Genomic DNA, 22,039 nt, shown 5'->3' on the forward strand with positions numbered 1-22,039 from the left:
AGGCAACCATGGCAGAAACAACCGCTTCGGGCTATATCCAGCACCACTTGCAGAACCTGACCTTCGGTCAGCTACCCAACGGCGGCTGGGGCTTTGCCCATACCGCAGCAGAAGCCAAGGAAATGGGCTTCTGGGCTTTCCACGTCGATACCCTCGGCTGGTCGGTCGCGCTGGGTCTGATCTTCGTTTTCCTTTTCCGCATGGCGGCAAAGAAAGCGACATCGGGTCAGCCAGGTGCTTTGCAGAACTTCGTTGAAGTATTGGTCGAATTCGTCGATGGCAGCGTGAAAGACAGCTTCCATGGCCGTAGCCCGGTGATCGCACCGCTGGCACTGACCATCTTCGTCTGGGTGTTCCTGATGAACGCCGTCGACCTGGTACCGGTCGACTGGATTCCTCAGCTGGCCATCCTGATCACCGGCGACCACCACATCCCGTTCCGCGCCGTGTCGACTACCGACCCGAACGCGACCCTGGGCATGGCGTTCTCGGTTTTCGCACTGATCATTTTCTATAGCATCAAGGTCAAGGGCATCGGCGGCTTCATCGGCGAACTGACCCTGCACCCGTTCGGCAGCAAGAACATCTTCGTTCAGGCCTTGCTGATCCCGGTGAACTTCCTGCTGGAATTCGTGACCCTGATCGCCAAGCCGATCTCCCTGGCTCTGCGTCTGTTCGGCAACATGTATGCCGGCGAGCTGGTGTTCATTCTGATCGCTGTGATGTTCGGCAGCGGCCTGCTCTGGCTGAGCGGCCTGGGCGTTGTTCTGCAGTGGGCGTGGGCGGTGTTCCACATCCTGATCATCACCCTGCAGGCGTTCATCTTCATGATGCTGACCATCGTCTACCTGTCGATGGCGCACGAAGAAAACCATTAAGAGCAGCCTCGGCTGATCTGATGTCCCTCCCGGTCAAACGGGAGGGGGCTCTTAACCGGGCCTCTGAAACGATTTGTTTTACCGCTTTAATCTAAAAAACCTAAACCATACGACGTAAAAGTCGGGAGGAAAGATGGAAACTGTAGTTGGTCTAACCGCTATCGCTGTTGCACTGTTGATCGGCCTGGGCGCACTGGGTACCGCAATTGGTTTCGGCCTGCTGGGCGGCAAGTTCCTGGAAGGCGCAGCGCGTCAGCCAGAAATGGTTCCAATGCTGCAAGTTAAAATGTTCATCGTTGCCGGTCTGCTCGACGCCGTAACCATGATCGGTGTTGGTATCGCTCTGTTCTTCACCTTTGCGAACCCGTTCGTTGGTCAGATCGCTGGCTAATTACCCGGATTCTTCCGAGTAATTTGGTGTGATGGACAACGTAACTGCGAGGTGTTGGCGTGAACATTAATGCGACCCTGATTGGCCAGTCCGTTGCGTTCCTGATTTTTGTACTGTTCTGCATGAAGTTCGTATGGCCTCCGGTCATCGCTGCTCTGCACGAACGTCAAAAGAAGATCGCTGATGGTCTGGACGCTGCCAGCCGTGCAGCTCGCGACCTGGAGTTGGCCCAAGAGAAAGCGGGTCAGCAACTGCGCGAAGCGAAAGCTCAGGCAGCTGAAATCATCGAGCAAGCCAAGAAACGCGGTAACCAGATTGTCGAAGAGGCTGTTGAAAAAGCCCGTGTCGACGCTGACCGTGTGAAGGTTCAGGCTCAAGCCGAGATCGAACAGGAACTGAACAGTGTCAAAGACAAGCTGCGCGCCCAAGTGGGCTTGCTGGCTGTCGGCGGCGCCGAGAAGATCCTGGGTGCCACAATCGATCAAAACGCGCACGCAGAGCTGGTTAACCAACTGGCTGCTGAAATCTAAGCGAGGGCGATCATGGCAGAACTGACCACGTTGGCCCGACCTTACGCTAAGGCGGCCTTCGAGCACGCTCAGGCCCACCAGCAACTGGCCAATTGGTCAGCCATGCTCGGCCTGGCTGCAGCGGTGTCGCAAGACGACACCATGCAGCGCGTGCTCAAGGCCCCGCGACTGACGAGCGCAGAAAAGGCCGCCACGTTCATTGACGTGTGCGGCGACAAGTTTGATGCCAAGGCACAGAACTTCATCAATGTCGTTGCCGAAAACGACCGTCTCCCGCTTCTGCCGGAGATCGCCGCTCTTTTCGACCTGTACAAGGCCGAACAAGAGAAGTCGGTAGACGTTGAAGTGACCAGTGCTTTCGCATTGAACCAAGAACAGCAAGACAAACTCGCCAAGGTTCTCAGTGCACGACTCAACCGGGAAGTGCGCCTGCAAGTTGCGGAGGATGCTGCCCTTATAGGTGGTGTCGTTATCCGCGCCGGCGACCTGGTTATCGATGGCTCGATTCGCGGCAAAATCGCGAAACTTGCCGAAGCATTGAAATCTTGAGTTTGAAGGGGCAGCAGAGCAATGCAGCAACTCAATCCTTCCGAAATAAGTGAAATTATCAAGGGCCGCATCGACAAGCTCGATGTGACCTCCCAAGCCCGTAACGAAGGCACTGTCGTCAGCGTATCTGACGGCATCGTGCGGATTCACGGTCTGGCCGAAGTCATGTACGGCGAGATGATCGAGTTTCCGGGCGGCGTCTACGGTATGGCCCTCAACCTGGAGCAAGACTCCGTAGGTGCCGTTGTATTGGGCTCCTACCAGTCTCTGGCTGAAGGCATGAGCGCCAAGTGCACCGGCCGCATCCTCGAAGTTCCGGTTGGTAAGGAACTGCTGGGTCGCGTAGTCGACGCACTGGGTAACCCTGTTGACGGCAAAGGTCCACTGGGCAACACCGAGACCGACGCGGTCGAGAAAGTTGCTCCAGGCGTGATCTGGCGTAAGTCGGTAGACCAGCCTGTACAGACTGGCTACAAGGCTGTCGATGCCATGATCCCTGTCGGCCGTGGCCAGCGTGAGCTGATCATCGGTGACCGTCAGATCGGTAAAACCGCTCTGGCGATCGACGCGATCATCAACCAGAAAGACAGCGGCATTTTCTGCGTCTACGTAGCCATCGGTCAGAAGCAATCGACCATCGCCAACGTGGTTCGCAAGCTGGAAGAAAACGGCGCCCTGGCCAACACGATCATCGTGGCTGCCAGTGCTTCGGAATCTCCTGCGCTGCAGTTCCTGGCACCGTACTCCGGTTGCACCATGGGTGAATTCTTCCGCGACCGCGGTGAAGACGCGCTGATCGTTTATGACGATCTGTCCAAGCAAGCAGTGGCTTACCGCCAGATTTCCCTGCTGCTGCGCCGTCCACCAGGCCGTGAAGCTTACCCAGGCGACGTGTTCTATCTCCACTCCCGTCTGCTGGAGCGCGCATCCCGCGTTTCGGAAGAGTACGTAGAGAAGTTCACCAACGGCGCAGTGACCGGCAAAACCGGTTCCCTGACCGCACTGCCGATCATCGAAACCCAGGCTGGCGACGTTTCCGCGTTCGTTCCGACCAACGTGATTTCCATCACCGACGGTCAGATCTTCCTGGAATCGGCCATGTTCAACTCGGGCATCCGCCCTGCAGTGAACGCCGGTGTTTCGGTATCCCGTGTGGGTGGTGCCGCTCAGACCAAGATCATCAAGAAGCTGTCCGGTGGTATCCGTACCGCTCTGGCTCAGTACCGTGAACTGGCGGCATTCGCCCAGTTCGCTTCTGACCTGGACGAAGCGACCCGCAAGCAACTTGAGCATGGTCAGCGCGTTACCGAGCTGATGAAGCAGAAGCAATACGCACCAATGTCGATCGCTGACATGGCGCTGTCGCTGTATGCCGCTGAGCGTGGGTTCCTGACTGACATTGAAATCGCCAAGATCGGCAGCTTCGAACAAGCGCTGATTGCTTTCTTCAACCGCGATCACGCCGATTTGATGGCCAAGATCAACGTTAAAGGTGACTTCAATGACGAAATCGACGCTGGCATGAAAGCCGGTATCGAGAAGTTCAAGGCCACCCAAACCTGGTAAGCCGCAGCGGGAGCCGTGAGGCTCCCGCTTGCTAACCTGATAGGTGTTACATGGCAGGCGCAAAAGAGATTCGCAGTAAGATTGCGAGCATCAAAAGCACGCAAAAAATTACCAGCGCCATGGAAAAAGTGGCGGTCAGCAAAATGCGCAAGGCACAAATGCGCATGGCTGCTAGCCGTCCTTATGCGGAGCGTATCCGCCAGGTAATTGGGCATCTGGCCAACGCCAACCCGGAATACCGCCACCCGTTCATGATCGACCGCGAAGTAAAGCGCGTCGGTTATGTCGTCGTGAGCAGTGACCGTGGTCTGTGCGGTGGCTTGAACACCAACCTGTTCAAGGCCCTGGTCAAGGACATGGCGGTAAACCGCGAAAACGGCGTCGAGATTGATCTGTGTGTCGTTGGTAGCAAGGGTGCGGCCTTTTTCCGTAACTTCGGCGGTAACGTCGTTGCAGCTATCAGCCACCTGGGTGAAGAGCCGTCGATCAATGATCTGATCGGCAGCGTCAAGGTGATGCTGGATGCCTACCTGGATGGCCGTATTGACCGCCTGTCCGTGGTGTCCAACAAGTTCATCAACACCATGACGCAACAGCCTACCGTGGAGCAGTTGATTCCACTGGTGGCCACCCCGGATCAGGATCTCAAGCACCACTGGGACTATCTCTACGAACCGGATGCCAAAGAGCTGCTTGACGGCTTGATGGTCCGTTACGTCGAGTCGCAGGTCTACCAGGCGGTGGTCGAGAACAACGCGGCTGAACAAGCTGCGCGGATGATCGCGATGAAGAACGCTACCGACAACGCCGGTGATTTGATCAGCGATTTGCAGCTGATCTACAACAAGGCGCGTCAGGCTGCGATCACCCAAGAGATCTCGGAAATCGTCGGCGGCGCTGCCGCGGTTTAACGGTTCAAATATTCAGAGGATCCAGCTATGAGTAGCGGACGTATCGTTCAAATCATCGGCGCCGTTATCGACGTGGAATTTCCACGCGACAGCGTACCGAGCATCTACAACGCGCTGAAAGTAGTGAGCGCGGCCGAAACCACTCTGGAAGTTCAGCAACAGCTGGGCGACGGCGTGGTTCGCACCATTGCGATGGGTTCCACCGAGGGCTTGAAGCGCGGTCTGGAAGTTACCGATTCCGGCGCAGCCATCTCCGTACCGGTCGGTAAAGCGACCCTGGGCCGGATCATGGACGTTCTGGGTAACCCGATCGACGAAGCAGGTCCGATCGACACCGAAGAGCGTTGGGGCATTCACCGTCCAGCACCTTCGTTCGCTGAACAGGCAGGCGGCAACGACCTGCTGGAAACCGGCATCAAGGTTATCGACCTGGTTTGCCCGTTTGCCAAGGGCGGTAAAGTCGGTCTGTTCGGTGGTGCCGGTGTAGGCAAAACCGTAAACATGATGGAACTGATCCGTAACATCGCCATCGAGCACAGCGGTTATTCCGTGTTCGCCGGTGTGGGTGAGCGTACTCGTGAGGGTAACGACTTCTACCACGAGATGAAGGATTCCAACGTTCTGGACAAAGTGGCACTGGTTTACGGTCAGATGAACGAGCCGCCGGGTAACCGTCTGCGCGTAGCACTGACCGGCCTGACCATGGCCGAGAAGTTCCGTGACGAAGGTAACGACGTTCTGCTGTTCGTCGACAACATCTATCGTTACACCCTGGCCGGTACTGAAGTATCCGCACTGCTGGGCCGTATGCCTTCGGCAGTAGGTTACCAGCCGACCCTGGCTGAAGAGATGGGCGTTCTGCAAGAACGTATCACTTCGACCAAGGAAGGTTCGATCACTTCGATCCAAGCGGTATACGTACCTGCGGATGACTTGACCGACCCGTCGCCAGCGACCACCTTCGCCCACTTGGACGCCACCGTCGTTCTGTCCCGTGACATCGCTTCCCTGGGTATCTACCCAGCGGTAGATCCACTGGATTCGACTTCGCGCCAGCTGGACCCGAACGTAATCGGCCAGGACCACTACGACACCGCTCGCGGCGTTCAGTACGTTCTGCAACGTTACAAAGAGCTGAAGGACATCATCGCGATCCTGGGTATGGACGAGCTGTCGGAAGCCGACAAGCAGTTGGTAAACCGTGCTCGTAAGATCCAGCGCTTCTTGTCGCAGCCGTTCTTCGTGGCTGAAGTCTTCACCGGTGCTTCGGGTAAATACGTTTCCCTGAAAGACACCATTGCTGGCTTCAAAGGCATCCTCAACGGTGACTACGACCACCTGCCAGAACAAGCGTTCTACATGGTTGGCGGCATCGAAGAAGCGATCGAGAAAGCCAAGAAACTGTAATCCCGGCGCCCGGCAACGGGCGCTAATTTAGGTTGAGGCAATCAGATGGCTATGACAGTCCATTGCGATATCGTCAGCGCGGAAGGGGAAATCTTTTCCGGCCTGGTCGAGATGGTGATTGCGCACGGTGCACTGGGTGATCTTGGTATCGCTCTGGGTCACGCGCCGCTGATCACTAATCTGAAGCCAGGTCCGATCCGCCTGATCAAGCAAGGCGGGGAAGCGGAGGTGTTCTACATCTCCGGTGGTTTCCTCGAGGTTCAGCCGAACATGGTCAAGGTGCTTGCCGATACCGTGCAACGTGCCGCCGACCTGGATGAAGCTCAAGCCCAGGCAGCTCTCAAGGCTGCCGAAGCTGCTCTGCACGAGAAGAGCGCAGATTTCGACTACGGAGCTGCGTCCGCACGTCTGGCCGAGGCTGCAGCTCAGCTGCGCACCGTCCAGCAGATCCGCAAGAAGTTTGGCGGTTAATCCGTCAGCCACTTGTTGTGCGATTGATAAAAAAGGGTAGCCTCGGCTACCCTTTTTTCTTTTCCGATTTTAACAACCCGGTCGCAGTTGCTGACCACCCAGGATTGGTAGCCAGTCATGTCTCTCGAAATCGTTATCCTCGCGGCCGGTCAAGGTACCCGTATGCGTTCGGCGTTGCCGAAAGTGCTGCACCCGGTTGCCGGCAATTCCATGCTTGGGCATGTTATCCACAGCGCACGGCAGCTCGATCCACAACGCATTCATGTGGTGATCGGCCACGGTGCCGATGTGGTGCGTGAGCGTCTGGCGGCTGACGATCTGAATTTCGTGCTGCAGGACCAGCAATTGGGCACTGGTCATGCAACGGCTCAGGCTGTGCCGTTCATCAGCGCCGACACCGTGCTGATTCTCTACGGCGACGTGCCGTTGATCGAAGTTGAAACCCTGCAGCGCCTGCTCAAGCACGTCGTACCGGGCCAGATGGGCCTGCTGACCGTCGAGCTGGAAGACCCGACCGGTTACGGCCGCATCGTGCGCAACGCTGACGGGAAGGTCGCTGCCATCGTCGAGCATAAAGATGCCAGCGAAGCCCAGCGCGCAATCACTGAAGGCAACACCGGCATTCTCGCCGTCCCGGCCAATCGCCTGGCCGACTGGATGAGCCGCCTGTCGAACAACAACGCACAGGGCGAGTACTACCTGACCGACGTGATCGAAATGGCGGTCAGCGATGGTTTGGTAGTGGCCACCGAACAACCGCACGACCCGATGGAAGTGCAGGGCGCCAACGATCGCAAGCAACTCTCCGAGCTGGAGCGGCATTACCAGTTGCGCGCCGGTCGCCGCCTGATGGCGCAAGGCGTGACCCTGCGTGATCCGGCGCGTTTCGATGTGCGTGGCGAAGTCACCGTCGGTCGCGATGTGCTGATTGACGTCAACGTGATTCTTGAAGGTAATGTTGTCATCGAGGACGACGTGGTGATCGGCCCGAACTGCGTGATCAAGGACACTACCCTGCGCAAAGGCGTGGTGATCAAAGCCAACAGTCACATCGAAGGCGCAATTCTTGGCGAAGGCAGTGATGCCGGTCCATTTGCCCGTCTGCGCCCGGGCACGGTGCTCGAAGCACGTGCGCATGTGGGTAACTTTGTCGAACTGAAAAATGCCCGCATGGGCGAGGGCGCCAAGGCCGGGCATCTGACCTATCTGGGCGACGCGGAAATTGGCGCACGTACCAACATTGGCGCGGGCACCATTACCTGCAATTACGATGGCGCCAACAAGTGGAAAACCGTGTTGGGCGAGGACGTGTTCATCGGCTCCAACAACTCGTTGGTCGCGCCTGTGGATATCTCGTCGGGGGCAACCACTGCGGCTGGCTCGACCATTACGCAGAATGTGGATAACGCGCAGTTGGCTGTTGGTCGGGCGCGGCAGAAAAATATCGACGGCTGGAAGCGGCCGGAGAAGATCAAGAAGAGCTGAGTTATCCACAGCGGGCTTTACCATCAAAAGATCGCAGCCTTCGGCAGCTCCTACACTGGATCCCGGGGCGCTGCGATTTTTTTATGACCTGAGCTTGACGATTGAAAGGCAATAGGTTTTGATTGCTTCCGTTATCTTTCGAATCGAAACTTAGGCCATCATGTCGAAACGCAACACGCCGCAACGCCGACACAATATCCTCGCCTTGCTCAATGAGCAGGGTGAAGTCAGTGTGGATGAACTGGCCAAGCGCTTCGAAACCTCGGAAGTTACGATCCGCAAGGATCTGGCTGCGCTGGAAAGCCATGGTCTGTTGCTGCGCCGGTACGGCGGGGCGATCACCATGCCGCATGAACTGGTCGCGGAACCTGGCCAAAGCGTTTCGAAGTACAAACAGGCGATTGCCCGTGCTGCCGTCAAACGCATCCGCGAACACGCCCGCATCATCATCGACAGTGGTAGCACCACTGCCGCGATGATTCCCGAACTTGGCCAGCAGCCGGGTCTGGTGGTCATGACCAACTCCCTGCATGTCGCCAACGCCTTGAGCGAACTCGAACACGAGCCGGTGCTGCTGATGACCGGCGGCACCTGGGATCCACATTCGGAGTCCTTCCAGGGCCAGGTGGCCGAGCAGGTACTACGCTCTTACGACTTCGACCAGTTGTTTATCGGCGCCGATGGCATCGATCTGGTGCGCGGCACCACCACGTTCAACGAGTTGCTCGGTCTGAGCCGGGTGATGGCCGACGTGGCGCGGGAAGTGATCGTGATGGTCGAGGCCGACAAGATCGGCCGCAAGATTCCCAACCTGGAGCTGCCGTGGAGCAGCGTTCATACCCTCATTACCGATGATCGCCTGCCTGAAGATGCGCGCGATCAGATTCAGGCCCGCGGTATCACCGTGATTTGCGCGGCTGTCAGTCAGGAGAAATAAGCATGTGTGGAATTGTCGGCGCAGTAGCTGAACGTAATATCACCGCCATCCTGCTTGAAGGCCTCAAGCGCCTTGAATACCGCGGCTATGACAGCGCCGGTGTGGCAGTTTTCACCAACGATGAAAAGCTCGAGCGCATGCGCCGTCCGGGCAAGGTCAGCGAGCTGGAAGCGGCGCTGGCCGCACAGCCGCTGGTTGGCCGTCTCGGTATCGCCCACACACGTTGGGCGACCCACGGTGCACCTTGCGAGCGCAACGCGCACCCGCATTTCTCCGGTGATATCGCCGTGGTGCACAACGGCATCATCGAGAACCACGAAGCCCTGCGTGAGCAACTGAAAGCGCTGGGTTACGTGTTCACTTCGGACACTGACACCGAAGTCATCGCGCACCTGCTGAGCCATAAACTCAAGGATCAGCCTGACCTGACCGTCGCGCTGAAAGCCACGGTCAAAGAACTGCACGGTGCCTACGGTCTGGCCGTGATCAACGCACAACAACCGGATCGCCTGGTTGCCGCGCGCAGTGGCAGCCCGTTGGTGATCGGTCTGGGTCTGGGCGAGAACTTCCTCGCCTCCGACCAATTGGCCCTGCGCCAGGTGACTGACCGCTTCATGTACCTGGAAGAAGGCGATATCGCCGAAATTCGCCGCGATAACGTGCAGATCTGGGACGTCAACGGCAACGCCGTCGAGCGCCAGACCGTACAGTACAGCGACGGTGCCGAAGCCGCCGACAAGGGCGAGTTTCGTCATTACATGCTCAAGGAAATCCACGAACAGCCGGTCGTGGTGCAGCGTACCCTCGAAGGTCGCCTGAGCAACAATCAAGTACTGGTGCAGGCCTTCGGTCCACAGGCTGCCGAACTGTTTGCCAAAGTGCGCAACGTGCAGATCGTCGCCTGCGGTACCAGCTACCACGCCGGTATGGTTGCGCGTTACTGGCTCGAAGAACTGGCCGGCATTCCGTGCCAGGTCGAAGTCGCCAGTGAATTCCGCTACCGCAAGGTGGTGGTGCAGCCGGACACCCTGTTCGTCACCATCTCGCAGTCCGGCGAAACTGCCGACACCCTGGCCGCGCTGCGCAACGCCAAAGAGCTGGGCTTCCTCGCCAGCCTGGCAATCTGCAATGTGGGCATCAGTTCGCTTGTGCGTGAGTCCGACCTGACCCTGCTGACCCAGGCCGGTCGCGAAATCGGCGTAGCCTCGACCAAGGCGTTCACCACACAACTGGTTGGCCTGCTCCTGCTGACCCTGTCTCTGGGTCAGGTACGCGGCACGCTCGGCAAAGACGTTGAAGCCACGCTGGTGGAAGAGTTGCGTCGCCTGCCGACCCGTCTGGGCGAAGCGCTGGCGATGGACAGCACGGTGGAAAAAATCGCCGAACTGTTCGCCGAGAAGAATCACACCCTGTTCCTTGGCCGTGGCGCGCAGTTCCCGGTCGCAATGGAGGGCGCCTTGAAGCTCAAGGAAATCTCCTATATCCACGCCGAAGCCTATCCGGCCGGTGAGCTGAAGCACGGCCCGCTGGCGCTTGTGGATAACGACATGCCGGTGGTCACCGTGGCGCCGAACAACGAACTGCTGGAGAAGCTCAAGTCCAACCTGCAGGAAGTCCGCGCCCGTGGCGGTGAACTGATCGTGTTCGCTGACGAGAAGGCCGGGATGACCAACGGCGAAGGCACCCACGTGGTGCAGATGCCGCACATCCACGACATCCTCTCGCCGATCCTGTACACCGTCCCGCTGCAGCTGCTGTCGTACTACGTCGCCGTGCTAAAGGGCACCGACGTCGACCAGCCACGCAACCTGGCGAAGTCGGTGACGGTGGAATAAGTTATCCACAGCTGACACTGACCCGCAAAGATCGCAGCCTCGGCTGCGATTTTTGTATCTGAATCGAGGACACCCATGGACCGCTTCCAGGAAATGCAGATCTTCGCCACCGTGGCCCAAGAGCAGGGCTTCTCGGCGGCGGCGCGGCGTCTTGGCTTGTCAGCGGCCAGTGTCACCCGCGCCGTGGCGGCGCTGGAGCAGCGCATCGGTACGCAGTTGCTGATTCGCACCACGCGCACTGTGCACCTTAGTGAGGCCGGTCAGCGTTATCTGGAAGACTGTCGGAGAATTCTCGCCGAGGTGCAGGAAGCCGAGGATTCGGCGGCCGGCAGTCACGCCCAGCCCCGTGGGCAATTGACGGTGACCGCGCCGGTATTGTTCGGTGAGTTGTTTGTCACGCCCCTGATGACCAGTTATCTGACGCAGTATCCAGACGTATCGATCAATGCGCTGTTGGTCGATCGGGTGGTGAGCATGGTCGAGGAGGGCATCGATGTCGCGGTGCGTATCGGTGAGTTGCCGGACAGCAATCAGCACGCGATCCGGGTCGGCGAAGTACGGCGGGTGATCTGTGGTTCGCCGGCCTATCTGGCTCGACACGGCCGCCCCGAGCATCCGCAGGCACTGGCCGGTGCGCCGGTGGTGGCGACCTCGGCCATCGGCCAGTTACGCAACTGGCCGTTTATGGATCAGGGCGAAGCGCTCAGCGTGCGACCCGAGCCTCGGCTAGTGGTCACCGCCAACCAGGCGGCGATTACTGCGGCCTGCCTGGGGTTGGGACTGACGCGAGTGTTGTCCTATCAGGTCGCCGGCAAGGTGGCCTCCGGTGAACTGGAAATTGTCCTCGCCGATTTCGAACTGCCACCGCTGCCGATTCATGTGGTGTATCAGGGCGGACGCAAGGCGCCGGTGCGGGTGCGCAGTTTTGTCGACCATGCGGTGAAGGCCTTGCGCGAGCATCCGGCGCTGCAGAACGCTGCGTTATTTCATCCAGTGAAATAATCGATTGCGATTGCTGGTGATTCTGTTGCTCTAAGGATGAGGGGAAGATGGCCTCCATCGGCGCTGCCATCCCGAACGGCGCCTTCTTCAGCGGAGTCGACCATGCAAGCGATCAAACTCTACAACTTCCCGCGTTCCGGCCACGCCCATCGGGTAGAGCTGATGCTGTCCCTGCTGCAGTTGCCGGCCGAATTGATCCTGGTCGATCTGGCCAAGGGCGAGCACAAGCAGGCGCCGTATCTGGCGATCAACAGTTTCGGTCAGGTGCCGGCGATTGACGATGACGGTGTGGTGCTGGCCGACTCCAACGCGATTCTGGTGTATCTGGCGCAGAAGTACGGCCACGGTCGTTGGTTGCCAACCGATCCGGTCGGTGCGGCACGAGTACAGCGCTGGTTGTCGGCCGCTGCCGGGCCGATTGCTTTCGGACCTGCTGCTGCACGATTGGTGACGGTGTTTGGCGCACAGTTAAATGCTGAAGAAGCGATTACCCGTGCGCATAACCTGCTCAAGGTGATGGAGGTGGAGCTGGGCAAGACCCCGTATCTGGCCGGCAGCGAGCCGACCATCGCCGATGTGTCCGCCTACAGCTACATCGCCCATGCGCCGGAAGGCAATGTGTCGCTGGACGACTACGCCAACGTGCGTGCCTGGCTGGCGCGTGTCGAAGCCTTGCCCGGTTTTGTCGGCATGCCGCGCACGGTCGCCGGTCTGCAGAAGACGGCCTGAAGGTTCGGCCCGATCCGATCGAGTTATCCACAATGCGCCGGCGGCGCGGGGAGATGCGTGATGGAACGTTCACCGTGGCACGCTGGCGAGCAACAACTGCAGGCCCATGTCGGTGTTGCCGAGCGCATGGAGGCCTTCGGCCGAAAAGTGATTCGCGACTGGATGCCGGATCAACACCGCGCATTTTATGAGCAGTTACCGTTCATGCTGTACGGCGCGGTCGATACCGACGGGCGTCCATGGGCCAGCGTGCTCGAAGGCGCGCCGGGGTTTGCTCATTCGCCTGATCCCGAGCACCTGCATTTCGTCAGCCAACCCGCTGCCGATGATCCAGCGCAATTGCGCAATGGCGAACCGATCGGGTTGCTCGGCATTGAATTGCATACTCGCCGCCGCAATCGTCTCAACGGTCATGTCGATAATCTGACCGCGCGGGGTTTCGAGGTGAGCGTGGATCAGGCTTTCGGCAATTGTCCGCAATACATTCAACTGCGCCAGTTCCAGCGCGTGCCGCTGAGCGATCCGCAGACACGGCCAGCGCAGCACGGCGACGGTCTTGATGACGCAGCCAGAGCCATGATCGAAGGCGCCGACACCTTCTTCGTCGCCAGTTACGTCGATGCGGACGGACAACGTGCAGTGGATGTTTCCCATCGTGGCGGGCAGGCCGGGTTTGTCCGGGTCGAAGGTAATCGCCTGACCATCCCGGATTTTGCCGGCAATCTGCACTTCAACACGCTCGGCAACCTGCTGCTCAATCCCAAGGCTGGTCTGCTGTTCATCGACTTTTCCACAGGCGATGTGCTGCAACTGAGCGGCCGGACCGAAATCATCCTCGACGGGCCGCAGATCGAAGCGTTCCAGGGCGCCGAGCGCCTGTGGACATTCGAGGTCGAGAGACTGGTGCGGCGCCCGGCGGCACTGGCCCTGCGCTGGCGCTTCGACGGCATGTCGCCCACCAGCCTGCTGACCGGCACCTGGGCCCAGGCCGATGCACGCTTGCAGGCCAAGGCCCTGGGTGACCGCTGGCGGCCGCTGCGGGTGACCCGCATCGAAAGGGAGAGCCAGCACATCCGCTCGATTTATCTGCAACCGGACGATGGCGCAGGGATGCCGGTGTTTCAGGCCGGGCAGCACCTGCCGCTGCGCTTCGCCCTGGACGGTGAAACGCATATCCGTACTTACAGCCTGTCGAGTGCGCCATCAGATGATTTCCTGCGCATCAGTGTGAAACGCGAGGGCCTGGTTTCAGGCCACTTGCACCAGCAGATCCGGGTCGGCGATGTCCTTGAGGCACGGGCGCCACAGGGACACTTCACGGTGGCGCCGCTGGAACACCGGCCTCTGGTGCTGTTGGCGGCGGGGGTTGGTATCACGCCGTTGCTGTCGATGCTGCGTGAGGTGGTGTACCAAGGTCTGCGCACCCGACGGATTCGGCCGACGTGGTTGCTGCAGAGTTCACGCAGTCTGGCCGATCAGCCGTTTCGCCAGGAGTTGGATCGTTTGCTGGAAAGTGCCGGCGATTCGGTACGGGTGATTCGCCTGCTCAGCCAGCCGGAAGCCGATGTGCACGAGGGCGAGGATTTCGACCGCCATGGGCGCATTGATCGGGCATTGCTGCGCGATCTGCTGGAGGTCGAGGATTACGACCAGATCGATTTTGCCGTCTGTGGCCCCGGCGCCTTTACCCAAAGCATCTACGACAGCCTGCGTGAGCTGGACATTCGCGACGCGCGGATCCACGCCGAAACCTTCGGCCCGTCGACGCTCAAGCGCCAGCCGGACCCGGATGCGGTGGTCATCGAGCAACCACCGGCCGCCATTACGTCTGTGCCGGTGATGTTCGAGCGTTCTGCCAAAGAGGCGCGCTGGCAGCCGGACAGCGGCAGTCTGCTGGAGCTCGCAGAAAGCCGTGGCTTGCGCCCCGAGTTCAGTTGCCGTGGAGGTTCGTGCGGCACCTGCAAGACGCGGTTGGTCAGTGGCGCGGTGAATTATCCACAGCCACCGGCAGACATGCCGGAAGCGGGGCAGGTGCTGATTTGCTGCGCGGTGCCGGCGCAGAGCGAGCAATTGCTGGTGCTGGATCTCTAACGGCTCATTTGAAATCACTACACCCCCCTGTGGGAGCGGGCTTGCTCGCGAAGGCGTCAGATCAGTCGACATCATTGTTTACTGAAAGACCGCTTTCGCGAGCAAGCTCGCTCCCACAGGGGTCAGTCGAGATCAGGCGTAAGACAGATCTTTCTCCTCCAGCAGCTCCTGATACAGCTCGGTCCACTTGCGGCCCATCTCGTCGGCGGTGAACAGCTGCCGGTAGCGCGCCTCGGCCTTGACGCCCATGGCCGCCGCACGCTCGGGGTCTTCCCAGAGGGTGCGCATCGCCTCGCGAAACGCCTGTGGATTGCTCGGCGGCACCACCAGCCCGGTTTCGTTGTGGATATTGATGTAGCTGGTGCCGGTGCCGATTTCGCTGGAGATCATCGGTTTGCCGTACATCGCGCCTTCGAGCAGCGAAATGCCGAACGCTTCGGAACGCAGGTGCGACGGGAACACGATGGCGTAGCTCAGTTGCAGCAGGGCGACCTTGTCTTCATCGCCCAGGCGCCCGAGGAAGTGGATATTGCGCAAACCCAGCGCGGCAGCCTGGGCGTGCAACTCCAGCTCGAGCGGCCCGGCGCCGACGATCACCACCGGATAGTCCACGTCCTTCAAGGCATCGAGCAGGATGTGCAGGCCCTTGTAATAACGCATGACCCCGACGAACAGGAAAAACTTATCCCCAAGCTGCTGGCGCCAGCGATTCATCCGCTCGCGGTCGGCCTGTGGATAACCGGCCTTGTTCAAACCGTACGGAATCACCCGGGTCTTGTCCTGGAACTGCTGCAACACATCGCTGGTGTGCAGATAGTTCGGTGAGGCCGCGACAATCCGGTCGGCGCTGGAGAGGAAGCGGTTCATCAGCGGCCGGTAGAGTTTGAGCAGATGCTTCTGGCGAATGATGTCCGAGTGATAGGTCACCACGCTCGGTTTGTTCATGCCGCTGGCGAAATGCACCAAGTCCATGAACGGCCACGGGAAGTGGTAGTTGACCACATCGGCTTCGGCGGCCAGTTCGCGAAACTGTTTGAACACGCTCCAGGAAAAACCGGTGGAGGCGAACTGGATGTCGAGTCTGGCACGATGCACTTCGTGTTGACCCAGTTGCACCACCGGCGGGGTCGGGTCAGCGCTGAGGGTCAGCACCTGGCCGTCGATGCCGTGATGCGCGCCGCTTTCGCAGAGCTGGAAAATCACTTGTTCGATGCCGCCGACCGAATCTGGCAGGTACGTCTTGAAGAAATGAAGAACTCGCATTCAGCCTCCCATGGCCTGGCGGTAGGCACTGGCGGTGGCCTGTGCGCAACGTTCCCAGGAAAATAGCCGCGTCCGGTGCAATCCGGCTTCTCGGCAGGCCTGCCAATGCGCTTGATCGTCGATCAGGCGGTTCAGCGCATCGCGCAAGCCGTGTGCATCGTCTGATTCAATGTAGTTGCCTGCCGGGCCGGCGACTTCCGGCATGGCTGAAGAACGGGTGAGGATCACCGGGGTGCCACTGGCCATGGCTTCCAGTACCGGTAACCCGAAGCCTTCATACAGCGACGGAAACACCAGCGCCCGGGCGCCGGCCAGCAGTTGTGCGACCTGTTCATCCGGCAGATAGCCGAGCAGGCAAACGTGTCCTGAAGACAGGGCCTGGCGCAGTTCGTCGCTGAACTGGGCCTGTTGCCAACCGGCCATGCCGACGATCAGCAACGGAAAACGCTGGCGCACGGCCTCCGGTAGCAGGGCGTGGGCACGCAGCGCCAGGCTCAGATTCTTGCGCGGCTCCAGGGTACCGACACACAGGAAGTATTCGCGCGGGGCGACGGCATGCGCCTTGAGCACTGCCTCGATGGCGTGCGACTCCCGTGGATGAAAACGCTCGGCTACCCCCAGTGGCGCCACCACGAAACGCTCGGCCGGCAGACCAAAACAAGCCTGCGCCTCGTCGGCTATCGCCTGCGAGTCGGTGATGATCCGTTGCGCCTGTTGCACGCCAGCCGCCAGGCGCCGTTCGATTTCCTTGAGACGCGCCGCCGGTTGGCTGTCAGGAAAGTGCAGGTGGGTCAGGTCGTGCAGAGTGATCACGGTCGGGCCGTCGAAGGCCAGCGGCCACAGGCTTGGCTCGTGATACAGATCGATGCCTTGCGCACGGCCCTGATCGAAACGTTTCTGCTCCAGCCAGCGCCGTGCCTGATAGGCCCCGGGGATCTGCCGCAACAGTGGCGTCAGGCGCGAGTAGCCGGGCATGGCCGCTTCCGGCAAGGCCGAGCTCCAGCCCCAGCCGTGGAACAACGCCACCTCGATATCGGTTGTGTCGCGCAAGGCGCGAACCAGTTCGGCGACGTAATGGCCGATGCCGGTACGTGGCGCCTGAAGAATCCGCGCGTTAAGAGCAATGCGCATGCTGGCCTTCGGACGCGGGCAGTGGATGGTTCAGGTTGCGCTCGATGCGCTGCACCAGTTGCGCGCTCGCTTCGCGCCAGCTCAGCCAGCGCCATTGATCCAGGCTCATGGGCGCCGGAAACTGCCCCGAGCGCTCCATCCCGAGCACCAGGTCGGTAAGGCTTTGCGGGTTGTGCAGATCGAAATACGCCATGTAATCGCCGCCGATTTCGCGGAACACCGGGATGTCGCTGGCCATCGCCGGCAGCCCGCGCTGCATGGCTTCCACCAGGGGCAGGCCGAACCCTTCGACATGCGACGGGAACACCAGCGCCGTGGCGTGGGAATAGGCGTGCTCAAGGCTTTTGTCCGAGAGCGAGTTGAACATGAACAGGCGACGGTTCAGTTGTGGATGCTGGCGGATTCGCTCGATCAGCGCCTCGCACTTCCAGCCGATTTTCCCGGCAATGCACAAGCGCGCCCTGGAGCCAGCCGCCCAGGCCTGTTCGAAGGCATCGAGCAGGTAGGCGTGATTCTTGCGCGGCTCGATGGTGCTGACCATCAGGAATACCGGTTCAGGGGTCTTGAACAGGTTCAGCAGGTTGCGATCGACCTCCGCTGCGGCGTCGGTCAGGTCCAGTTCGGAACCGAGGTGGAAATAATCGAACCAGCGCTGCTGCACCTGTTGCGTGCCGATCCGGCGCAGCATCTCCTGGCGCACCTGATCGCGGATGGTGGTCGAGATCGCGACATAGCCATCAGCCGTGCGCGCGATCCAGTCGAACCAGTCGTTGAACACCTTGACCAGACCCGCGTCGCAAAACTGTGGATGGGTCAGCGGGATCAGGTCGTAGATCACCGAAACGATACCGACGCCGTCGCGTTTGAGTTGTTCGGCCAAGGGGAAAAAGTTGGCGTGCCAGGACGAGTCGAGCAATACCAGTTGATCGCCGGCCTGATGTTGCAATGGCACGCAGCGCTCGGGCACCGGCTTGCCCTTGAGCAGGCGCCCGAGCACGCGCATCGGCAGGCTGAAACAGGCGAACGCGGTGAGTCGGCAGAGTACGTACAACACTCGCCGGGTGAAATGTGATCGGCTGAAAGGCCAGCGTCGTTCCAGAGCGCGATGGCGCAGCCAGAAGCCGTTGGCCCATTGTTCGAGCTTCACCCGCAGGCTGGTCAGATTGATTTTCGGGGTTTTGATCGGCGCCAGGCTTTTAACCTGATACAGAGCGCCGTCGAGCATCACCACCGGGATACATTCACGCTCGCGGTCGGCGTCGGGCAACTGTTGAATGACGTTGCGCACTACCCGTTGAATGCCCGAGTTGGCGGACGGGTGTTCGAAAACGTAGGTGCACTCCACCAACAGTCGTGTCATTGCGAGATTTCCCTGTCAGGTAGTTGCTCGGTGTTTTCACTGGAGCGGCTGATCTCGGTCCGGGCTTGCAGCCACGAGCAGCCGACGAAGTCTTCCTGACGATTGTTGATGACGTGGAAGACCAGACCGTAATCGCGCCATTCGAAGTTGCGATCCAGATGCGAATCCAGGCGCGACAGGCTCAGCGCCACCGAATAACTGCCCTTGCCCAGGCGCATGTCGAAGGCGAAGCGGAACGTCACCTGCTCACCGGCGCTCAGGTCGCTGATCGCCTGGTCCTGGCGATGGGTATTGATGCCGTAGATCGCCTGGCCGAGGCGGTCCTTGATCAGAAAGCCCAGCACCAGCCGTTCGATGTCCTCGCGCACTGCGGTCTGAACTTCCAGCACCACCGGCTGGCCGACTTCCGCCACTTCCAGATTGCGTCCTTGAGCGTCGAGCAGACGCACACTGACAATCCCCGCCTCACCCGTCCCGGAAATGGTCTGCACCTGGCCGTTGGCGAGCATTTCCTGGCGCACGATCTGGCCTTCGCGCTGGGCAAGCATGGCGTTGTAGTAGTCCATGACCTCTTCGGGTTTGCCGCGCATGGCCAGGCGGCCGTTCTCCAGGAGGATCGCGGTGTCGCAGATCGACTGAATCGCCGAGCGGTCGTGGGACACGATCAGCAACGTGGTACCGGCCTTGCGGAAGTTGCGGATGCGCTCGAAGCTTTTGTGCTGGAAGTAGGCGTCGCCCACCGACAGTGCTTCATCGACGATCAGGATGTCTGGACGTCGGGCGGTGGCAACGCTGAAGGCCAGGCGCATCTGCATGCCACTGGAGTAGGTGCGCACCGGGTGATCGATGGCTTCGCCGATTTCGGCAAAACTTTCGATTTGCGGCATCAGCGCTTCGATCTCTTCGACCTGCATGCCCAGCAACTGGCCGGCCATGAACGCGTTCTGGCGGCCGGTGAAGTCCGGGTGGAAACCCATGCCCAGTTCCAGCAGGGCGGCGACGCGGCCTTGCAGTTGAATCTGCCCGCAACTCGGTTGCGTGGTGCCGGTGATCATCTTCAGCAGCGTGCTTTTGCCCGCGCCGTTGACCCCGACGATGCCGACCGCTTCACCGGGTTGTATCTCGAAATCGATGTCCTGCAGAACCCAGTGCAAGTGGTGTCGGGTGCCGGAAAACGGCACCAGCCACTCGAACAACCGGCTCCAGCGATTGGGGTATTGCTTGTAGGCCTTGCCCAGGCCGCTGACGCGTATATGTCCCATCAGAGTTCATCCACCATTTCGCCGACACGTTGCCGGAACAGGCGCAGGGCCATGGCGCAGAACAGCAGGCCGAGGATCAGCAACGGCAGCAGTGACGACCAGTCCGGCCACTGGTTGTAGAGGAACACGTTCTGGTAACTGGTCATCAGTGCCGTCATCGGGTTGAGGCTGATCAGGTGCTGGATGCCCGGCGGCAGGATCGAGAGCGGGTAAACGATCGGTGTCAGCCAGAACCAGAACTGCAGGCAGATGCCGAACATCTGCCCGACATCGCGGAAGAACACGTTGAGAATGCCGAGGATCATCCCCAGCCCGGCGGCGAAGATCACCTGCACCAGCAACAGCGGAATCAGCGCCAGCAAGGCCATGCCGGGCAGGCGCCCGCTGATCAGCAGAAAACCGAAGAACAGCGCGAGAATGATCGCGAAGTTGATCCCGGCGTTGAGCAGCGCAATCACCGGCAGGCAGATGCGCGGGAAGCTGATTTTCTTCAGCAGATTGGCGTTTTCCAGAAACATGCTCTGGCTGCGCGAAGTGATTTCCGCGAACAGTCCCCAGGTCAGCAGACCGGCGCACAGGTACACGCTGTAAGCCAGGCCGTCTTCGACCCCCGGCAGGCGCGCGCGCATGATCTGGGAAAAGATCACCGTGTACACGACGATCATCGACAACGGGTTGAGCACGGTCCACAGCGCGCCGAACAGCGAATTGCGATAACGCGCCTGAAACTCCCGCTTGACGCTGCCGAGGATGAATCCGCGGTAGCTGCGCAGCGAGCGGTACAGGGAAAGCAGCATCAAACCGTCCTGCCGTATTGGTCTTCGAAGCGCACGATGTCGTCTTCACCGAGGTATTCGCCGCTTTGCACCTCGATGATCACCAGGTCGATCACGCCGGGGTTTTCCAGGCGATGCCGGTGTCCGGCGGCGATGAATGTCGATTCGTTCTTGGCCACCAGATGCGTGCCGCTGCCGTTGTTGGTGACTTTGGCCATGCCCTCGACCACCACCCAGTGTTCGTTGCGGTGATGGTGCATTTGCAGTGACAGCTTGCCGCCGGGCTTGACCACGATGCGCTTGATCTTGAAGCGCGGGCCTTCCTCGAGCACGGTGTAGGTGCCCCACGGACGGCTGACCGTGCGATGCAGGCGGTAGGCTTCGTGGGATTTGTCCTTGAGCTGTTTGGCAACGCGTCGCACATCCTGGGCGCGATCGGCATGGGCCACCAGCACCGCGTCGGCGGTGTCGACGATGATCAGGTTATCCACACCTACGGCGGCCACCAGTCGGCCTTCGCTCTGCACAAAGTTGTTGTGGCTGTCGATGAAGACTGCTTCGCCGCTGGCGCGATTGTTGTCGGCATCAGCCGGCACCAGCGCCGCCACCGCGCCCCACGAACCGATGTCGCTCCAGTCGAAACCGGCGGGCACCACCACGACTTTTTCTGAACGTTCCATCAGCGCGTAATCGATGGAGATGTCGGTGATCTCAGCGAACAGTGTCGGCGACAGTTCCTGTTGCAGGCAGCCGACGGTTTCCACCGCGGCACTGGCGTCCATGCAGGCGCGGGTCTGTTCCAGCAGCTCTGGCGCGTGCAATTGCAGTTCGTTGATCAGGGTCGCGGTGGTGAAGCAGAACATGCCCGAGTTCCACAGGAAGTTGCCGCTTTCCAAGTAATGGGAGGCGGTTTGCAGGTCGGGTTTTTCCACGAAACGCTGCACTTTCGCTGCGCCTTTGGCGTCCAGCGGTGCGCCGGTCTCGATGTAGCCGAAGCCGGTTTCCGGGGCTGTCGGCAACACGCCGAAGGTCACCAGATAACCGTCCTTCGCCAGGTTGACCGCGTGTTCGACGGCGCTTTTGAGTGCATCCTGATTGACGATCAGGTGGTCGGCGGGCATCACCACCATGATCGCGTCGTCACCGTGCAGCGCCTGCAGCGACAGGGCGGCGGCGGCAATCGCCGGGGCGGTGTTGCGCCCGGTCGGCTCCAGCAGGAAGTGCCCGCGATGGCGCGACACATGGGCGGCGCAATAGTGATCCTTGCTCTGGAAGTAGTACTCGCGGTTGGTCACCGTAACGATGTCGCCCCAGCCGTCCAGCAATGCCGCGGCACGCTGATAGGTCTTGCCCAGCAGCGACTGGCCGTCGGGCAGGGTCATGAACGGTTTGGGATGGCCCTCGCGGGACACCGGCCACAGACGAGTACCGGCACCGCCGGACAGAATCACGGGGATCAGCATGA

General features: G+C 60.2%; 20 protein-coding genes. 14 read left to right on the top strand and 6 right to left on the bottom strand.

Annotation, left to right across the window (positions count from 1 at the left end; all coding sequences use genetic code 11):
• The first annotated feature begins 8 nt into the window (after window positions 1-8).
• The 14 genes from atpB to PMI25_RS22390 all read left to right on the top strand — a co-directional run bounded on the left by atpB (window position 9) and on the right by PMI25_RS22390 (window position 14,782).
• Window positions 9-878: a F0F1 ATP synthase subunit A gene (atpB, locus tag PMI25_RS22325; protein ID WP_007960779.1), complete on the top strand. Its 870-nt coding sequence runs from the start codon at window positions 9-11 to the stop codon at window positions 876-878.
• A gap of 133 nt (window positions 879-1,011) precedes the next feature.
• Window positions 1,012-1,269: a F0F1 ATP synthase subunit C gene (gene atpE, locus PMI25_RS22330; RefSeq protein WP_003097235.1), complete on the top strand. Its 258-nt coding sequence runs from the start codon at window positions 1,012-1,014 to the stop codon at window positions 1,267-1,269.
• Between the two features lie 59 nt (window positions 1,270-1,328).
• Window positions 1,329-1,799, top strand: coding sequence for a F0F1 ATP synthase subunit B (locus tag PMI25_RS22335; protein WP_007954149.1), 471 nt, complete (start codon window positions 1,329-1,331; stop codon window positions 1,797-1,799).
• 12 nt (window positions 1,800-1,811) lie between these two features.
• A complete protein-coding gene (locus tag PMI25_RS22340; RefSeq protein ID WP_007911956.1) occupies window positions 1,812-2,348 on the top strand; it encodes a F0F1 ATP synthase subunit delta in 537 nt (178 codons plus the stop codon).
• 21 nt (window positions 2,349-2,369) lie between these two features.
• A complete protein-coding gene (gene atpA / locus PMI25_RS22345) occupies window positions 2,370-3,914 on the top strand; it encodes a F0F1 ATP synthase subunit alpha (RefSeq protein ID WP_007960780.1) in 1,545 nt (514 codons plus the stop codon).
• A 50-nt stretch (window positions 3,915-3,964) separates the two neighbouring features.
• Window positions 3,965-4,825, top strand: coding sequence for a F0F1 ATP synthase subunit gamma (atpG, locus tag PMI25_RS22350; RefSeq protein ID WP_007960781.1), 861 nt, complete (start codon window positions 3,965-3,967; stop codon window positions 4,823-4,825).
• A gap of 27 nt (window positions 4,826-4,852) precedes the next feature.
• On the top strand, window positions 4,853-6,232 hold the full coding sequence (gene atpD / locus PMI25_RS22355) for a F0F1 ATP synthase subunit beta (RefSeq protein ID WP_007911961.1): 1,380 nt from the start codon (window positions 4,853-4,855) through the stop codon (window positions 6,230-6,232).
• Between the two features lie 45 nt (window positions 6,233-6,277).
• The gene (locus PMI25_RS22360) at window positions 6,278-6,703 is read left to right on the top strand and encodes a F0F1 ATP synthase subunit epsilon (protein ID WP_007954164.1); all 426 of its coding nucleotides are present in this window, start codon (window positions 6,278-6,280) and stop codon (window positions 6,701-6,703) included.
• 117 nt (window positions 6,704-6,820) lie between these two features.
• Entirely contained in the window at window positions 6,821-8,188 is a 1,368-nt protein-coding gene (gene glmU / locus PMI25_RS22365; protein WP_007960784.1) for a bifunctional UDP-N-acetylglucosamine diphosphorylase/glucosamine-1-phosphate N-acetyltransferase GlmU, read from the top strand.
• Window positions 8,189-8,345: 157 nt separating this feature from the next.
• On the top strand, window positions 8,346-9,125 hold the full coding sequence (locus tag PMI25_RS22370; protein ID WP_177325738.1) for a DeoR/GlpR family DNA-binding transcription regulator: 780 nt from the start codon (window positions 8,346-8,348) through the stop codon (window positions 9,123-9,125).
• A gap of 2 nt (window positions 9,126-9,127) precedes the next feature.
• Window positions 9,128-10,960, top strand: a complete 1,833-nt coding sequence (gene glmS, locus PMI25_RS22375) for a glutamine--fructose-6-phosphate transaminase (isomerizing) (RefSeq protein WP_007960788.1) — start codon at window positions 9,128-9,130, stop codon at window positions 10,958-10,960.
• Window positions 10,961-11,035: 75 nt separating this feature from the next.
• Window positions 11,036-11,962: a LysR family transcriptional regulator gene (locus PMI25_RS22380; RefSeq protein WP_007960790.1), complete on the top strand. Its 927-nt coding sequence runs from the start codon at window positions 11,036-11,038 to the stop codon at window positions 11,960-11,962.
• A gap of 102 nt (window positions 11,963-12,064) precedes the next feature.
• Window positions 12,065-12,691 (top strand): glutathione S-transferase family protein, encoded by a 627-nt coding sequence (locus tag PMI25_RS22385; RefSeq protein ID WP_007960792.1) that lies wholly within the window; start codon window positions 12,065-12,067, stop codon window positions 12,689-12,691.
• A 60-nt stretch (window positions 12,692-12,751) separates the two neighbouring features.
• On the top strand, window positions 12,752-14,782 hold the full coding sequence (locus PMI25_RS22390; protein ID WP_007960794.1) for a pyridoxamine 5'-phosphate oxidase family protein: 2,031 nt from the start codon (window positions 12,752-12,754) through the stop codon (window positions 14,780-14,782).
• A gap of 132 nt (window positions 14,783-14,914) precedes the next feature.
• Here the strand turns inward: PMI25_RS22390 and PMI25_RS22395 are convergent, their stop codons facing one another.
• Genes PMI25_RS22395 through PMI25_RS22420 form a run of 6 tightly spaced genes read right to left on the bottom strand, consistent with a single transcriptional unit; the run spans window position 14,915 to window position 22,037 of the window.
• Window positions 14,915-16,045 (bottom strand): glycosyltransferase family 4 protein, encoded by a 1,131-nt coding sequence (locus PMI25_RS22395; RefSeq protein ID WP_007960796.1) that lies wholly within the window; start codon window positions 16,043-16,045, stop codon window positions 14,915-14,917.
• Window positions 16,046-17,176 carry a glycosyltransferase family 4 protein gene (locus PMI25_RS22400; protein WP_007960798.1) on the bottom strand — a complete coding sequence of 377 codons (1,131 nt, stop codon included), beginning with the start codon at window positions 17,174-17,176 and terminating at the stop codon, window positions 16,046-16,048.
• Window positions 17,160-18,536: a glycosyltransferase family 4 protein gene (locus PMI25_RS22405; RefSeq protein ID WP_007960799.1), complete on the bottom strand. Its 1,377-nt coding sequence runs from the start codon at window positions 18,534-18,536 to the stop codon at window positions 17,160-17,162. Before PMI25_RS22405 ends, PMI25_RS22400 begins: the two co-directional genes overlap by 17 nt.
• Window positions 18,533-19,798, bottom strand: coding sequence for an ABC transporter ATP-binding protein (locus PMI25_RS22410; protein WP_007960801.1), 1,266 nt, complete (start codon window positions 19,796-19,798; stop codon window positions 18,533-18,535). Before PMI25_RS22410 ends, PMI25_RS22405 begins: the two co-directional genes overlap by 4 nt.
• The gene (locus tag PMI25_RS22415; RefSeq protein WP_007960802.1) at window positions 19,798-20,595 is read right to left on the bottom strand and encodes an ABC transporter permease; all 798 of its coding nucleotides are present in this window, start codon (window positions 20,593-20,595) and stop codon (window positions 19,798-19,800) included. The genes PMI25_RS22410 and PMI25_RS22415 overlap by 1 nt, the downstream gene beginning before the upstream one ends.
• A complete protein-coding gene (locus PMI25_RS22420; protein WP_007960804.1) occupies window positions 20,595-22,037 on the bottom strand; it encodes a mannose-1-phosphate guanylyltransferase/mannose-6-phosphate isomerase in 1,443 nt (480 codons plus the stop codon). Before PMI25_RS22420 ends, PMI25_RS22415 begins: the two co-directional genes overlap by 1 nt.
• Window positions 22,038-22,039: the final 2 nt, after the last annotated feature.

The organism is Pseudomonas sp. GM30 (genome assembly GCF_000282275.2).
Taxonomy (GTDB): Bacteria; Pseudomonadota; Gammaproteobacteria; order Pseudomonadales; family Pseudomonadaceae; genus Aquipseudomonas.